11 protein-coding genes are annotated in these 15,959 nt (G+C 59.2%); 1 reads left to right on the plus strand and 10 read right to left on the minus strand.

What is annotated here, in order from left to right; all coding sequences use genetic code 11:
• Nucleotides 1–216 precede the first annotated feature (216 nt).
• The 4 genes from Q0G85_RS03315 to Q0G85_RS03330 all read right to left on the minus strand — a co-directional run bounded on the left by Q0G85_RS03315 (nucleotide 217) and on the right by Q0G85_RS03330 (nucleotide 5,885).
• Nucleotides 217–1,131, minus strand: coding sequence for a LysR family transcriptional regulator (locus Q0G85_RS03315; protein ID WP_297154689.1), 915 nt, complete (start codon nucleotides 1,129–1,131; stop codon nucleotides 217–219).
• A 679-nt stretch (nucleotides 1,132–1,810) separates the two neighbouring features.
• Nucleotides 1,811–2,989: a nitrate/nitrite transporter gene (locus Q0G85_RS03320; RefSeq protein WP_297154691.1), complete on the minus strand. Its 1,179-nt coding sequence runs from the start codon at nucleotides 2,987–2,989 to the stop codon at nucleotides 1,811–1,813.
• Between the two features lie 111 nt (nucleotides 2,990–3,100).
• Nucleotides 3,101–4,342, minus strand: coding sequence for a nitrate/nitrite transporter (locus Q0G85_RS03325; RefSeq protein ID WP_297154693.1), 1,242 nt, complete (start codon nucleotides 4,340–4,342; stop codon nucleotides 3,101–3,103).
• A gap of 46 nt (nucleotides 4,343–4,388) precedes the next feature.
• Nucleotides 4,389–5,885 carry a carboxylesterase/lipase family protein gene (locus Q0G85_RS03330; protein WP_297154696.1) on the minus strand — a complete coding sequence of 499 codons (1,497 nt, stop codon included), beginning with the start codon at nucleotides 5,883–5,885 and terminating at the stop codon, nucleotides 4,389–4,391.
• A gap of 222 nt (nucleotides 5,886–6,107) precedes the next feature.
• Between Q0G85_RS03330 and Q0G85_RS03335 the strand changes: the two genes are divergently transcribed.
• On the plus strand, nucleotides 6,108–6,920 hold the full coding sequence (locus Q0G85_RS03335) for a MerR family transcriptional regulator (protein WP_297154698.1): 813 nt from the start codon (nucleotides 6,108–6,110) through the stop codon (nucleotides 6,918–6,920).
• Nucleotides 6,921–7,130: 210 nt separating this feature from the next.
• On the opposite strand, the gene clpB is transcribed toward Q0G85_RS03335, so the two are convergent.
• The 6 genes from clpB to Q0G85_RS03365 all read right to left on the minus strand — a co-directional run bounded on the left by clpB (nucleotide 7,131) and on the right by Q0G85_RS03365 (nucleotide 15,851).
• Complete coding sequence (gene clpB, locus Q0G85_RS03340; RefSeq protein WP_297154701.1) at nucleotides 7,131–9,818, minus strand: ATP-dependent chaperone ClpB; 2,688 nt, start codon at nucleotides 9,816–9,818, stop codon at nucleotides 7,131–7,133.
• Between the two features lie 36 nt (nucleotides 9,819–9,854).
• Nucleotides 9,855–10,253: a heat shock protein transcriptional repressor HspR gene (locus Q0G85_RS03345; protein ID WP_158049148.1), complete on the minus strand. Its 399-nt coding sequence runs from the start codon at nucleotides 10,251–10,253 to the stop codon at nucleotides 9,855–9,857.
• On the minus strand, nucleotides 10,253–11,200 hold the full coding sequence (locus Q0G85_RS03350; protein ID WP_297154704.1) for a DnaJ C-terminal domain-containing protein: 948 nt from the start codon (nucleotides 11,198–11,200) through the stop codon (nucleotides 10,253–10,255). The genes Q0G85_RS03345 and Q0G85_RS03350 overlap by 1 nt, the downstream gene beginning before the upstream one ends.
• Nucleotides 11,201–11,263: 63 nt before the next feature.
• The gene (locus tag Q0G85_RS03355; protein ID WP_297154705.1) at nucleotides 11,264–12,013 is read right to left on the minus strand and encodes a nucleotide exchange factor GrpE; all 750 of its coding nucleotides are present in this window, start codon (nucleotides 12,011–12,013) and stop codon (nucleotides 11,264–11,266) included.
• A gap of 5 nt (nucleotides 12,014–12,018) precedes the next feature.
• Nucleotides 12,019–13,947, minus strand: coding sequence for a molecular chaperone DnaK (gene dnaK / locus Q0G85_RS03360; protein WP_297154707.1), 1,929 nt, complete (start codon nucleotides 13,945–13,947; stop codon nucleotides 12,019–12,021).
• A gap of 314 nt (nucleotides 13,948–14,261) precedes the next feature.
• The gene (locus tag Q0G85_RS03365) at nucleotides 14,262–15,851 is read right to left on the minus strand and encodes a PLP-dependent aminotransferase family protein (protein WP_297154709.1); all 1,590 of its coding nucleotides are present in this window, start codon (nucleotides 15,849–15,851) and stop codon (nucleotides 14,262–14,264) included.
• Between the last annotated feature and the right edge of the window lie 108 nt (nucleotides 15,852–15,959).

The raw sequence follows: 15,959 nt of genomic DNA on the forward strand, positions 1-15,959 counted from the left end.
AAATGCGCCCTCGAAAGAAAAAACGACGCCACTTGACGTCGTTTTGATTATTCTTCAGGCGGGATTAATGACGAAACGGAATGAACCCTCGTCAAGCGCCCATTCCGTTTCCTCTCGGTTGAGGCCGGGGTCGTGCACCGCCGCCCTCGCCGACCGTCGGGCTCAGAGCCGACGCCTTAGATTGCTGGGCCGAATACAGCGAACCCTAGCAGGTCCTTAGCGGTTCTCATCGTCGGCAAGGAACGCGCGGAACTGGGAGAGCGCCTCGTTGGTCTCAACGTTGCGAACCGCCACGCAACAACGAACAGCAAACGTCTTGTCGTCGAAATGGCGCAGCACCATGTCATCGCGCAAACGGATGCGCTCGTCATTGCGCAGTTCCGGCGTGAAGACATAGACGCATTCCGCCGGCGCATCGAAGAAAAACGACGCTTGCGACGTGGGGTTGAAGCGATAGAACCGCGGCTTGAACCCCCTTTGCGCGCACATCTTCGTTATCGCAGGTGCCAGGGGATGGGCAAGCTCCATGCTGCACATGATGGGCACGCCTTTGAGGTCTTCGGGGAGCAGCTGCTCCTTCCGCGCAAGCGGATGCTCCTTCTTGCACCACAGTACAAGCGGCTCCTCCATCAGGCTGAACTCGGTAGTTCCCTGAGGCGCCTCGCCTTCCAGTCCGACTGGATGATAGCCGATGGCGACATCGACCAAGCCTTCAGAGAGCGACTCACCGGGAGTCTTATACGCCTCGTTTCTCAAAGTGAAATGGAAGGGAACCGAGCACTCCTTCGAAAACGCATGCATGATGCGCTCAAGCTCGCGCATAGCGCCCGAAAAGATGAAGGGGTCCCAAACAATGATCTCGTAGTCGGTCTTCTCCGCAATCTGACGACTTTCCTCAACGGTCTTGTTAAGCCGTTCCATCACGTCGACGATGCCGTTGTAGAAGCGCACGCCCGCAGGCGTCAGGCGGCCCTTGTCGTGCCGATTGATCAGGCTTATCCCCAGTTCAGCCTCAAGTGCAATGAGATGCTTGCTCAACGTGGATTGGGAGATGTGCATCTCCTTCGCCGCCGCCTCGATCGTCTTGCTCTCCGCCCAGACGATGAACTCCTGGAGCATGTCTGTTCTCACGCAATCCCCCTTGCTTACCTCGCGATACGCCAAATGGCTCAAGCGCACCCGTCAATCCCCTCTGCAGCTCCGTATATATAGAGCATTGGCAGGGAGCAGAACAATAGCAATCCGAAACGGAACACCATCATTCCATCAACCTATAAGGTTTTTTCTTTTGAACTGCCTCTGGCAACCGCCTCCCGACCCTTGTTGCGAGGCTGGTTTGCGTGGCGTATCAGGGCATGCTCGCGCCAGCCGCCCGTATAATGGAGACGGCTTCTGCGAAGTATCCGACGTGCCTCGCTAAGCCTCCTTCGTCCTCGGCTCGTAGCAGGGTACCCGAACACCTGTCATCACCAGATGGACAAGCGCCTTTATCGAAACCGATTATCTCTATCTCAAATAAAATCATAGAGATGGACGGCCATTCAATGGAAAAGGTGCGCCTGAACACGACATTTCAATTCTTAACTGCGCGCCCAGCATCCGGCAGCTGGTCTTTTGAGAATGCTAAGGCAAGAGCCTGCCAGCCATCTGCGGGCATATGGGAAAGCTGTGCGACGTAATGTTTTGTTGGAGCTTGCGAGGCTGAGCGTTACCTGGCCTCCCGCAGCAACTATTTCCGCCTGAGGTCGTACAGGACTGGCTTTGCCAAGGTGATAGGCTCTTGGTTTCCAACCGCTTGTTCTCCCATAAGTTAACCTCGAGTCCTTGCCAAAAAGAAGACGGGAACTGCGGCAAGCGCGTAGCAAACAGAGATTAAAGTCATCTCTGTGGTGTAGTTACCCGCTGAGAGATAAGCGATTGCTATGGGAAGCGCGTAGCAGGCAAGAAGGCTGAGCTCTGCGATGATACCTCCGGCGCTGCCGGCATGGCGGCTGCCAATCTCCGGGAGGGAGACAGGCATCGCCTGCATGACGGGTCCCATCATTGCAGTTACCAAGCCATTAAGCATAAGCAAAGGCCACAGAGCTGCAGAGGAGGTGGGAACCCAGGAGGCGTACATAATGGCCGCCCCTGCAGCGCAGATACCGATTAGATAGGCTTTCTGGCTCTTGAACTTGGAGCAAAGAAACGGCGCAAGCAGGCAGCCGAATATGCTGGCCACGGTCAGCATGGCGGCCATACTTCCAGAAGCCTCCATGCTCAGGCCCTTTTCAAGTTCGAGCGCTTGGGGCAGCATGCCGGCAAAGGCGGTTGTAGCCGCAAGGGAGAAGGAAATCGCCATGGCCAGCAGCCAGACGTTCTTTGATCCAGCGGCAACCTTGAAAGAAGATGCATCTTCAATATCGGCAGGAATATCCGCGCTGCATGCGACGTTCTTATCAAAGACCGACCACGATACCGTGCATGCAAGCAGCGCGACAGCAGAGACGATATAGCCGTCATGCGCAGAGGGGATAAGGGCGCTTGAAGCTTGGGCGGCTGCGATGCCCAAGCATGAGACGGCATAAAATACGCCGACCGCAAACCCCGTCTTCTCCCCAAACCAAAGACCCAAGGTCTTCGCGTTGTTGGCAACCAGGGCAGACATACCAACGCCCATCAAAAACATAGCTACGAGCTGCCAAGAGTAGGATTCTGTTGTGACGACCCTGAGGAAGGCACCTGCAGTCGAGACGCAGAATGCGCTCGCAACGACGACCTTGGGTCCAAAACGATCTCCCAGAACACCAAAGGGAATGCTAAAGAAGACGGCAGCGAGCATGGGCGCGAGGAACAACATAGAGAAACCGACGGCGTCGATGCCGAGTATAGGCATTACCTGCGTAGCGTACGCGGAAACTTGGTATTGAGTGAAGTTGCCCAAAAAGCACAGGCAGCAGCTTAGTGCGAGCACCACCCATTTGTAGCGGCTGGTAGAACGGGCATCCAATCGTCGGCTCCTATCGCCAGAGAGGGAAATTCCCTCGAAAACAGTTTGCGCGAGCGGGCCAGGGGCGCCCCAGACACTCGCCGCCCCTAGCCCTCATTGAGCAGTCAGCAGCTAGGCCTGGGTGCTTTCGCTGCCAAGGCCGAGCTTGCCCTCTTGTGCGAGCTTGCCTTTGGGACCGGTTTCGGGAAGAAGGACGATGCAAATCGCGCTTGCGAGGAAGAGGACCGCGCACACGATGAACTGCATTACCCAGTTCTCCCCGCAGACAGCGGCGATGCCGATGGGCAGGAAGTAGGCGATGCCGACGCCGATGGTGGTGTTGAGGCCGCCAGCACTGCCTGCGTACTTGGTGCCAATGCCAGGGAGCGCGGGGATCATGGCCTCAAGGACCGGGCCGGACAGGGCGCTCAGGAAGCCGTTGAGGACGAGCACTGCCCACATTCCGGGACCCAGGGGAACAAACCAGTTGATGGCCATGACTGCAGCGCCCAAAAAGGTGGAGATCAGAAGGAAACCCTTGTTCTTTCCACGCCAGATGACGAACGCAGGAGCAGCAAAGCAAGCGAGGAAACTGCCAACGGTGATGACTGAGGCCATGGAGCCTGCTGTGGCGGTCTCGACGCCGAGACCAAGTTCGAGAGCGGTAGGAAGGATTGCGCAGAATTGAGTGGTGGTGGCCAAAGTGAGACCATAAGCGAGGGCAATCAACCAGACGTTCTTGTTCTTCATTGCAACAGCCAGGTATTTGGTAACAGGTTCCTCCTCGGGAGCTGCCTCGCCTTCAGGCGTGTTGCGCATGAAGAAAATCCAGAACAGGGCGACGACGGTCAATGCAATCGCTGCGACCAGGAAAGACATATACATGGTTCCAAGCAATGTGGAGAACGCCTGTGCCAACACAATGGCAAGGCAGGATGCGGCGTAGTAGAAACCGACGGCGAGGCTGGTCTGATGCTTGAACCACGCACCAAAGATCTTGGTCATGTTGGCATTGAGGCATGAGATACCAAAGCCGAGCATGAACATGGCGACCATCTGGACGGGATAGTTGCCAATCATAAAGGTGCGGACGTAGCCACCGATAACAGCAACAATCAGACCGGCGATAACGACGTTTTTGACACCGTAGCGATCTGCGAGTCCGCCCGCGGGGATAGACAAGACAACTCCTGCAAGCATCGGCAAAAGCATCATGCTAGTGAGACCGGCAACATCGATGCCGTTGACGTCCATGACTTCGACGCCCCATGCGGATATCTGGTACTGCATGAAGTTGGCCATGAAGCAGATCAGGCACACTGCGAGAAGGACAACCCATCGGTAGCCTGGCAGCTTCTCTTTTTCCTCAGACATTTCTTTCCTCCTTGTTTTCTTGCGAAAGCAGCGCTTTTGCAGCTTTCTAGTCGTTTAGCAACACATCAGCCATTGGCCTGAACAACTCGTTTGCACGCTCGTTGCGATTGGATTCGACGATCCATCCCTTTTCGTCAACGACCATGTGGACATGGTGGCTCGCGTCATAGCTGGGCCATTTCACGTTATTGGGAGTTGTGGGCACTCCGTCTTTTGCGAAGCCGTACCAGGCATTGCTCATCTCATCCGCGAGATGCTCGGGCGGGTTGGGACCGGTGAACTCGAGGCCGTCTTTGGTGTCAAGGTTCTTGAGCACGAAGGGAACCTCGATTGCATGGCAGGCACCCATGCCCTCGATGCGGGATTTGTAACGGAAGAGGTAGTTGAAAACGGGGCGATAAACGGACTGCTGCTCTGCCATGAAATCGCTCAGGACGAAAAAGCCCGTCTGGTTCATGAAGTCGATGTAGTTGTCTTTCAAGGGCTTGTCGGGGAACGCATCCTCGTAGACCTTCTCCCAGCGTTTGACGTTGATTTGATCGTCAAAGTGAATCGGCAGCTGGCCACCCCAGAAACTTGGCATCTCCTCCGGCTTGAAGTAGAAGGTAAAGTACTGAAACTCGTCTTCCGTGCAGCCGATCATGACATCGATATCACGGGCTGCTCCCTCAGCCCAAGCTCTCATTGGCTTTTTAGGAAGCAATGTGCCGTCGCAAACGGGCGCAAAGGTAAGTGAGACTTCGAAAGGATGAGCATCACAGTACTTGCGCATCCCTGTGATGATTTCGTCAGAACTCAGGGCAAGAAGCTCCTGGGCAGTCGCGCAACCAGATGCTTTTGCAATCTCGCGGGCAAAGTACTCGCCCTTCTCCCTTGTCTTGTAAAGATCAATAGGGCCGGATTCGCAGATAACACGTTGGAACAGGCCCTTTGCCTTAGGACAAACGGACAGCAGTGCGGCGCTCGAGGAGCCCGCAGATTCGCCAAAAAGCGTAATGCAGTTTGGATTGCCGCCGAAGGCGCTGATGTTTTCCTTGATCCACTCCAAGGCACAAATCTGGTCGAGGGTGTTGAGATAACCCGCGTCGGTGTACTCCTCGCCCCCAGGAAGTGCCCAAAGGCAAAGCGACCCAAAAACGTTAATACGATAATTGATAGTGACGATCACCACGTCGTGCGCGCTCGCAAAGTTTGCGCCATTGTAAAGAGGATCTGCACTACCGCCACTGAAGTAGGCCCCGCCATGGATATAGACCATAACGGGAAGATTCTCACCCGCGTTGCCTTTACGCCAAATGTTAAGCGTAAGGCAGTCCTCGCTTTGCTCGTGCATGGACGCAAGTTCGATTTCGTCACGTTCCTGCATTGCAGAACAACCGAGGGAATCGCAGACCTGCACGGCATCGCTGTCGTCAAGGCGCTGCGGCGCTTTCCATCGTCCCTTACCCACGGGCGGTTTGGCATAGGGGATGCCGAGAAATGCCTCGACGCCATTCGAGACGCCGATAGATTTCTTGATGCCCGTTCTTGTCTTAACTTTCACCAAGATTTCCTTTCGCATTGGTGTTTACCGATGCAGAAAGCGTAAGGCCGTGAGAGATTCAGGGGTCAAGAGTTATTTATTCATAAAACTTTTTTGTAAAACCGCAGCTTATCTAATGGACTTTATACTTATATAGTTGTGGATACTATCTTAAACCCATGAGCTGCTCATGGGTTTAATGCATAGTCAACATAGGGAGCAGCTCGTCTAAAGGAGATGCCTGTGAAAACTGAGAAATCGCTCACAATCAAACAGGTTGCACAACTCTATAACGTTTCAATCGATACGCTGCGCTATTACGAGGAGCTTGGAATTGTTGCTCCCGAGAGAGACCCCCGCAATGGATATCGCCGTTATCGTGAGCCGGATTTCGGGAGACTCAACATTACGTTCTCTCTTTTGGAAATGGGTTTCAGCCTCGCGAAGATCAAGGAGTTCCTTGAGGACCACTGTCTTTCAAAGAGTTTGGAATTAATCAGTTTCGAGCTAAATGACATTGAACGCAAGATAGACGAGCTGGAAAGAAGGAGGAAGAAAGTCGAATCATGCCTTCTCGGTTTGGTTAATGCAATGCATGATGCGCCGCTTGAGCGTGTTGTCATCAAGGAGTATCCGAAGCGTCCTTGTTTGACCATCTCATCCATGCCTGGAAACGCCGAAGATATTCCCAGGATTGTCGCAGAGAAAGCACATGAGTTGCAAATACCTATTGACGCATTTCACAGCATTCCTTGTTTCCAGATGGACGCGAGCAAGATTAATGATGACGGTCATTTTGACGCAAAGAGCGTCATGCTCTTCAACGCTGCCCCCGCGCTACGCAGTACAACCTTTTTTCCTGCAGGCAAATATGCCTCCGTCACTTTCTCGGGCCCTGTTCAGGCAACTCCGTCGATTTATGACAGATTGCTTAGTCATATCAAAGAACTCGGCCTTTCTCCGGTCGGAGATATGCTTGAGTTCTGGCATATCCATGAATATATTTCGTCGGATAACAGTGAATATATTCATACGATTGAGCAGCGAGTTGTTTAGGCCAGCCCTGCACAAGGACGGTCTTCGCAGACAAGTTGCATTGTAAGACCTGCGGCGTCTTGAGCGAGTTGTAGTAACACATTCCATTTCGGAATCCTCGAGTAGCGAAAAGTGCGCCGAGAAATCGCGCGGACCCGTTGCCCTAAATATAAAAAGGCTGCCAGGTCATAGAACCTGGCAGCCTTAAACTAACTATCGACCCTCAAGCCTTTACTCCACCGGCACGGCGTCCAGATTGAGCGGCGCCTCGACACGGCAGGTGTAGTCCCCCGCGGTATCGTCGATGTCGATCAGCACATGGCTGCGATCGAACAGCTTACCGCGGACGGCCGCGTCGGCGATGCGGTCGACCACTTCGCGCTGGATCAGGCGCTTCAGCGGACGAGCGCCATATACCGGGTCGAATCCGTCGATCGAGAGATGCTCAAGCGCCGCGGGCGTCACGTCAAGCGACACGTGGCGGTCGGCCAAACGACGGCGCACGTCTTCGAGCTGGAGCTTCACGATGGGCTCCATCGACTCGATCGACAGCGGCTTGAACGTGATGATGTCGTCGATGCGGTTCAGAAACTCGGGCTTGAACGTAGCGCGCAGCGAATCCTGAATCCTGTTCGTGAACTCAGCGAGCTTCTTCGACGCGGTGGCCACATCGGCCTTCATCATGCCTTCCATCATCTCGCCCATCGACTCGTTCTCCTTCGCGAAGTCGCGAATCTCCTGGCTAGCGATGTTGCTCGTCATGATGATGATGGCGTTCTTGAAGCTGACCACACGCCCCTGGCCGTCCGTCAGACGACCATCGTCAAGCACCTGCAGAAGCACGTTGAACACATCCGGGTGCGCCTTCTCAATTTCATCGAGCAGCACGACCGAGTAGGGCTTGCGGCGCACGGCCTCGGTGAGCTGGCCGCCCTCGTCGTAGCCCACGTATCCCGGAGGGGCACCGATCAGGCGTTGGACGCTGAACTTCTCCATGTACTCGGACATGTCGATGCGCACCATGGCCTTCTCGGAGTCGAACAGGTACTCGGCGAGTGCCTTGGCGAGCTCGGTCTTGCCCACGCCCGTGGGGCCTAAGAACATGAAGCTGCCCACCGGGCGGTTCGGATCGGAAAGCCCCGCGCGGTTGCGGCGAATAGCGCCCGCCACCGCATGCACGGCCTCGTCCTGGCCGATGACGCGCTCATGCAGCTTGTCTTCCAAGTCGGCGAGCTTCTCCATCTCGCCCTGCATCATCTTCTGGACCGGGATGCCCGTCCACGCGGACACCACCTCGGCGATCTCGTCTTCGGACACCTCCTCCTTCAAGATCGCGCCGTCCTGCTGCTTGCCGACAAGCGTCTCCTCCGCCGTCTTCAAGCGCTGCTGCAGCTCGGGGATGGTGGAATAGCGCAGCTCAGAAGCACGCGAAAGGTCGCCCTCGCGCGTGACGCGCTCCTCTTCGGCCTGGGCGCTTTCCAGGTCGGCCTTGAGCGTCTGCACGTTCTCGATGACGTCTTTCTCGTTGCGCCATTCGGCCTTGCGGCGGTCGAGATCCTCTTGCGCGTTCGCGATGTCGCGGCGCAGCGCCTCCAAGCGCTCCTTCGACGCCTCGTCGCTCTCCTTCATGAGCGCCTGCTCCTCGATCTGCATCTGGGTGAGCTTGCGCTCGGCCATGTCGACCTCTTCGGGCATCGAGTCGATCTCAATGCGCAAACGGCTCGCCGCCTCGTCCATCAGGTCAATCGCCTTATCGGGAAGGAAGCGGTCGGAGATGTAGCGGTCGGAAAGCTCCGCGGCGGCGACGATGGCACCGTCGGTGATGCGCACGCCGTGGTGAATCTCGTACTTCTCCTTTAGGCCGCGCAGAATGGCGATGGTGTCCTCCACCGTCGGCTCGCCGATCGTGACCGGCTGGAAACGACGGGCAAGCGCCTTGTCCTTCTCTACATACTTGCGGTACTCGTCAAGCGTGGTGGCACCGATGGCATGAAGCTCGCCGCGCGCGAGCGCAGGCTTGAGCATGTTGCCCGCATCGAGCGTGCTGTCGCCCGAGGAACCGGCGCCCACGATGGTGTGCAGCTCGTCGATGAACAGGATGACCTTGCCCTCGGACTGCTTCACCTCGCGCAGCACCGCCTTCAAACGGTCCTCGAACTCGCCGCGGTACTTAGCACCCGCCATCATCGCGCCCAAGTCGAGCGACACGATGTCGCGATCCTTCAGGCTGGAAGGAACGTCGCCCGCGACAATGCGCTGAGCGAGCCCCTCGACGATGGCCGTCTTGCCCGTGCCCGGCTCGCCGATGAGCACCGGGTTGTTCTTGGTGCGGCGGGAAAGCACCTGGACGGTGCGGCGGATTTCCTCGGAACGGCCGATCACCGGGTCGAGCTTGCCCTCGCGCGCCTGCTGGGTAAGGTTCTGACCGTACTGCTCCAAGGCCTCGAACTGGGCCTTTTCCTGCTGGTCGGTCACGCGCGTGTCACCGCGGAGCTCCTCGTAGGCCGCTTCGATATTCTTGCGCGTGATACCCACGCCGTTCAAGATGCGCCCAGCCGCGCCCTTGTCCTCCGAAAGCGCGATGAGCAGATGCTCGCTCGTGGCGTAGCTGTCGCCAAGCTTCTCAGCCGCCTTCACCGCGTTGTCGATCGTCTTCATGAGGTCGTTGCCCGGCATCGGCATGGGCATGCCGCCCTGCGATTTCGGGCCGCGCTCGACCTCTTCGTTCACGTTACGCTCAAGCTGCACCGGGTCGGCGCCGATGCGCTTGATGATTGCCGCGAGGTTGTTCTCGTCGGCGTCGAGCAATGCCTTCAGCAGGTGAATCGGCTGGATAACCGCCGACTCGGCATCGCTCGCCACGCCCATGGAGTTCTGGAACGCCTCCTGGGCGGTGATCGCTAGTTTGTCTAACCTCATAATCTAAGCCTCCTTCATAAGGAGATGGTTTGCCATTTAAGAGAGGCGCCGTAAAACGATGGCGCCCGGGGTGACGCCGCCGACGTCGTTTTGCACGAGCGAGTTCACGCTCTCGCGCGTCTCGAGTTCGTGCACGCGATCGGCCAAGCGGCGCACGCGTTTGTGCAGGTCGTCGATTTCCTCGTCGCGAGCGTCCAGACGACCTTGCAGATCGAGGATGCGCGTCACACCCGCGAGGTTGATGCCCTCGTTGGTGAGCTCGTTGATGAGCCCGAGCCGTTCGATGTCGGCCTGCGAGTACATGCGGGTGTTGCCGCTCGTTCGCTGCGGCGTGACGAGGCCTTTCTGCTCGTACGCGCGCAGCGTCTGGGGATGCACTCCCGCAAGCTCCGCTGCCACGCTGATCATGTACAGGGGTCTGTTGCGGTCGTCCATTACCATTTCCTCACGTCCTCGCTCGTTGCTGCCTGGAATTCTTCCAGGGCCCTACGTTGTCCTTCGTTCAAATGCTCGGGAACCTTAACGATTACCTTGATCTTCAGGTCGCCCGAACCCTGTCCCTTCACTCGAGGCGCACCCTTGCCGCGAACCGTGAGCTTTGTGTCGCTCTGCGTTCCGGCGGGAACCTTCACGCGCACCTTCGTGCCATCCGGCGCGGGAATGACGACGCTGCCTCCGAGTGCCGCCTCCGCCACGGTGACCGGCACGTCGACAAGCACGTCGGCGCCGTCGCGCGAGAAATACGGATGGGGCTCGATCTTGGTGGTGATGAGCAAATCGCCCGCCTCGCCGCCGCCTGTGCCCAAGCCGCCCTTGCCGCGGAAACGAAGCCTGCCGCCGTCAACGGCGCCCGCGGGAACCTTCACCGTGAAGGTTTCGGGGGCATCCTTGCCGGGGATGCGGACGGTCACGCGCTTCTCGGTGCCGCGAAACGCCTCGTCGAACGTCACGTTCAAGGTGACATTCATGTCCTTGCCCTTCTGGGGGCGCGGACCGCGACGTCCACCGCCGCCGCCGAAATTGCCGAAGTCCCATTCCGTGCCGAAGGCGCCTTCGCCGCGACGGATGCTCTCCAGGATATCGGCCCAGCTGCCGGCACCGCCCATGCCGCCGAAGATGTCCTCGACATTCACGCCCTGGCCGCCGCCCCAGCCGCGCGGGATCTGATTCTCGTTCGCCGTGCCGTACTGGTCGTAGAGCTTGCGCTTCTTGTCGTCAGAGAGCACCTCGTAGGCTTCGTTGAGTTCCTTGAACTTGGCCTCGTCGCCGCCCGCGTCGGGGTGGTACTTGCGCGCGAGCTTGCGAAACGCCTTCTTTATCTCATCGGTGGACGCCGTGCGCGGAACGCCCAGCGTTTTGTAGTAATCCGGAGTTGCCGGCATACACGACCACCTGCCTTTCTCACTTGAAAAACGAGGACGGACTCACGCGCCCGCCCCCATGCATTACTCTTCGGTTTCGTCCTGTTCGGGCTTGGGTCGCTTCGGACCGCCGGTGGTTACCGTAACCATAGCGGGCCTGATGACCTTCGCTCCAAGGCGGTACCCTTTTTGGTACACCTCATGGACCGTCTCGTCGAACGCCTCCGTGTCGGGAACGGTCGCGACCGCCTGGGCCTCCAGCGCATCGAACGCCTCGCCGGCCGGGTCGATCACTTCCACACCGTCCCTCTCGAGCACGCCGACGAACTTGGAGTGCACCGCGCGGACGCCTCCGAGCAGCTCGCCCTCGCCGTTCTTCTCGGCGTAGTCGATCGTGCGCTCAAAGTCATCGATCACAGGAAGCAAGCTCGTGACCAGCTTCTCCGCGGCGCGGACCTTCTCAGCTTCGCGCTGCTCGTTCGTGCGCCTGCGGTAGGTGTCCCACTCGGCGTGAAGGCGCATGAACTTGTCTTTCCACTCGGCAGCCTCGGCCTTCGCGGCGGCAAGCTCAGCGGCAGCCTTCTCGGCTTCGGCCTTCGCGTCATCGGCAGGTTTCTCGCCCTCGGCGTCCTCGGCGGGCTTTTCCGCCTCTTCGGGCTCGCCTTCGAGCACTTCCGCCTCTACCGCTTCGGCGGCAGCGCCCTCCGCAGCCGACTTCGCATCGGCCGCGGTGGCGCTATCGTTGGCGCAGGTTGGGGAGGAGGGAGCCTCTGCGCCCGTGTTGGCATCATCGATGGGAATACTCACGGCGTCGTCCTTTCCAGATTTCGCCATAGCGATTACTTGCCTTCTTTCTTGTCGTCGTCGACGACTTCGTAGTCAGCTTCGATCGTGTCATCGTCGGCAGGAGCCGCGCCGCCTTGGGCACCGGCCGCTGCGGCAGCCGCAGCCGCGGGATCGCCGCCGTTCTGCGAGTACACGACCTCGGCAAGCTTGTAGCCTGCCTGCTGGAGCTTCTCGACCGCGGCCTTGATGGCCTCGATGTCGGTGCCCTCAAGCGCGCTCTTCGCCTCGGCAATAGCGGACTCGGCAGCTGCCTTCGCATCGGCCGGAGCCTTGTCGCCCAGCTCGTCGAGGGTCTGCTGCGTCGCGTTCACGAGGGAGTCGGCGTTGTTGCGCGTCTCGATCTCTTCCTTGCGCTGAGCGTCCTCGGCGGCGTGCGTCTCGGCGTCCTTCACCATGCGGTCGACTTCGTCGTCGGAAAGCGCGGTGGAGCCGGAGATGGTGATCTGCTGCTGCTTGCCCGTGCCCAGATCCTTAGCGGAAACGTTCACGATGCCGTTCGCGTCGATGTCGAAGGTGACTTCGATCTGCGGAACGCCGCGACGAGCAGCCGGGATGCCGGAGAGCTGGAAGCGGCCAAGCGTCTTGTTGTCGTTCGCCATCTGGCGCTCGCCCTGCAGGACGTGGATTTCCACGGACGTCTGGTTGTCGGCGGCGGTGGAGTAGACCTCGGTCTTGCGGGTCGGGATGGTGGTGTTGCGGTCGATCATCTTGGTCATGATGCCGCCCATGGTCTCAACGCCCAAGGACAGCGGGGTAACATCGAGAAGCAGGATGCCCTCGACGTCGCCGGCGAGCACGCCGCCCTGGACGGCAGCGCCCATGGCGACGACCTCGTCCGGGTTCACCGACATGTTCGGCTGCTTGCCCGTCATGCTCTTCACGAGTTCCTGGACGGCCGGCATACGGGTGGAGCCGCCGACGAGGATGACCTCGTCGATCTCGCCCTGGGACATGCTCGCGTCGCGCAGCGCCTGCTCAACAGGCTTGCGGCAGCGATCGAGCAGATCCTTGGTGATGCGCTCGAACTCCGCGCGGGTGAGCGTGTAGTCCAGATGCTTCGGGCCGGTGGCGTCAGCCGTGATGAAGGGCAGGTTGACGTTTGCCTGCGTGGTGGAGGAGAGCTCCATCTTCGCCTTCTCCGCCGCTTCCTTCAGACGCTGCAGCGCCATCTTGTCCTGGCGCAGGTCGATGCCGCCGTTGTCGGCCGCGAACTTGTCGGCCAGCCAATCGATGACGCGGTGATCCCAGTCGTCGCCGCCGAGTTGGTTGTCGCCAGCGGTTGCAGCAACCTCGAAGACGCCGTCGCCGAGCTCCAGGATGGACACGTCGAAGGTGCCGCCGCCCAGGTCGAACACGAGGATCTTCTCGTCCTTGTTGGTCTTATCGAGGCCGTAAGCCAAGGCGGCTGCCGTCGGCTCGTTGATGATGCGGAGCACTTCGAGGCCGGCGATCTTGCCAGCGTCCTTCGTCGCCTGGCGCTGAGCGTCGTTGAAGTAGGCGGGGACGGTGATGACGGCCTGGGTGATGGGGCTGCCGACCTGCTTCTCCGCGTCGGTCTTCAGCTTCTGGAGCACCATTGCCGAGATTTCCTCGGGAGTGTAGGTCTTGCCCTCGATGTCGATGACCGTACGGCCGTCCTTGCCCGCCTCGACCTTGTAGCTCACCTTGGCCTGCTCAGCCTTCGTCTCGTTGAAGGAGCGGCCGATGAAACGCTTGACGGAAGAGACCGTGTTCTCCGGGTTGGTGACTGCCTGGTTCTTCGCAGCCTTGCCGACGACGCGTTCGCCGTCCTTGCGGAAGCCCTCGACCGACGGGGTGGTGCGATCGCCTTCGGCGTTCACGAGGATCTCAGGCTCGCTGCCTTCCATGACTGCCATTGCCGAGTTCGTGGTGCCCAAGTCAATACCGAGAATCTTAGACATTATGTTTCCTCTCCTTTGTAGAGATAGTTACCGTGGTTTCGAAGGGAGGCTTTCAGAAGAGCTGCTCCGAGTTTTCGCGGCTGCCCCATCGACCCACCCGTTCGATATTGCGTACTATAAAATCTAAGTGCGATGCTGTCAAGTTTACTTCTGCATTTCGCTGAGATTTTTTGCCAAAGTATTGCTAAAACGATTGACCTGCGGAAATATAAACCCTCCGTGTAGGAATTGTGAAGAAGAGGCATATGAAATCTAAGTCGGCAAGGCTCAAGGCGGGCCACCGAGGCGAGAAAGGGGCCATGAATCCCGCGGCGCTACGGCAAGACGAGGTTCCCGATCTCGAGGCTCTCGCAGTTGACGGCGAAGACCGACTCCCCCGTCTGCGCGTCAGACCAGGCGAGCGGGCCCTTCCCCAAAGGCGTCAGCTGCACGCCTGCCGCCCGCAGAGCCCCTACGGCGCGAACCTGCGCGCTCTTCCGCACGCGCATCGAGAAGTACAGCCCCCGGTCGAGCCCTTCGAATGAGACCTCCTTGGCAAGGGAGCTTTCGCTCACACGGCGCACCAGCTCGTCCTGCAGCTGCTTCGCATGGGTGCGCAGGCGGTTCACATGCCGCTCGTAGTGCCCTTGCTCGATGAACCGCGCAAGGGCAAGCTGCTCGAGCGGGCTTACCGTATTCGAATAAAACCCCAGGTTGAACTCGAATTGCGCAGCGAGATCCTCGGGGAGGGCCATGTAGGCGATGCGGAATGCCGCGCCGAGGCTTTTCGTGAATGAGTTCAGATAGATGACGCGCCCCGCCACATCGACGCTCGAAAGCGGCGCGATCGGGCGCCCCAGCATGCGGAATTCCGCGTCGTAGTCGTCCTCAACGATGAAACGGCCCCGCGGCCCCGCGGCGGAAAACGCCCGCGCCTCGTCCGTTCGCGACCAGTTGAGCAAGTCTCGCCGGCAGGCTGCGGACATGACGATTCCTGTCGGAAACTGATGAGCGGGCATCACGTGCGCCACGCTCGCGCCGCTTTCGCGCAGAGCCGCAATGTCGATGCCGCCTGCGGAGAGAGGGATGCTCGCGCAATGCACGTTCTGGGCGCCATATATGCGCCCGAGCAGCGGATACCCCGGGCATTCCGTCGCGAAGGTGCGTTCACGCCCCAGCAGCTGGACGATCAGCTGGTAGAGCGTCTGCGACCCCGCGGCGATGACGATGCGCTCGGCAGGCACCTCCATTCCACGGTATTCGCGCAGGTAGGAGGCTATCGCCTGGCGCAAGCGCGGGGACCCTGCGGCAAGCGCCGCCTCCGCAAGCGTCGCCGAGGATTCTTCAGTGAGCGTTCGGCGCATCACGCGCGCCCACGTTTGATAGGGGAAGAGCGCCGTCGCCGCAGCCCCCGACGAAGGCACGAAGGCCATCGAGTCGCCCGCGGATTCGGAGAACGGGGAGTCGCCGAGCGTATGCGCCGGAAAGCGAAGGGACGCAAGCCTTCGCGCAGAGGAAGCGGCGGGCGACTGGGCTGCATCGGAGTCCGGAGACGCGGCATGCCTCCCCGTCGCGCCCTCGGAAGCGAAACCACGCTGTCCGGCGGCACCTCCGGAAACGCCGCCGGTCCGCGCATTTCCCCTGTTGCGCGCCCCGCCCTGCCGCCCGCCGCGCGCAGCAGGGGAAAGCTCGCACGCGAAGTAGCCCCGGCGCTCTTCGGCGCGAACATAGCCTTCCGCGATGAGCTGGGCATAGGCAGCCTCGACCGTGATGACGCTCACGCCGAGGTTGCGCGCGAGGGCTCGCTTGGAGGGAAGCTTTTCATCAGGCAAGATGTTCCCGTGGGCGATATCGTGGCGGATGCACCGATAAAGGTAGTCGTAGCGGCTCGCATTCCCTCGCTCGCCCATGTCGTAAGACAGCATTTCTCGCCCTCGCCTCAATCTGGTCTTATTTATTACTTGCAATTTGACCATGTTAACAGGTTCAAATCGGAAGTATGATGCCAAACTATCAAATACCGATAGAAGGAG

This window comes from uncultured Ellagibacter sp., assembly GCF_934617235.1.
Classification (GTDB): domain Bacteria; phylum Actinomycetota; class Coriobacteriia; order Coriobacteriales; family Eggerthellaceae; genus Ellagibacter.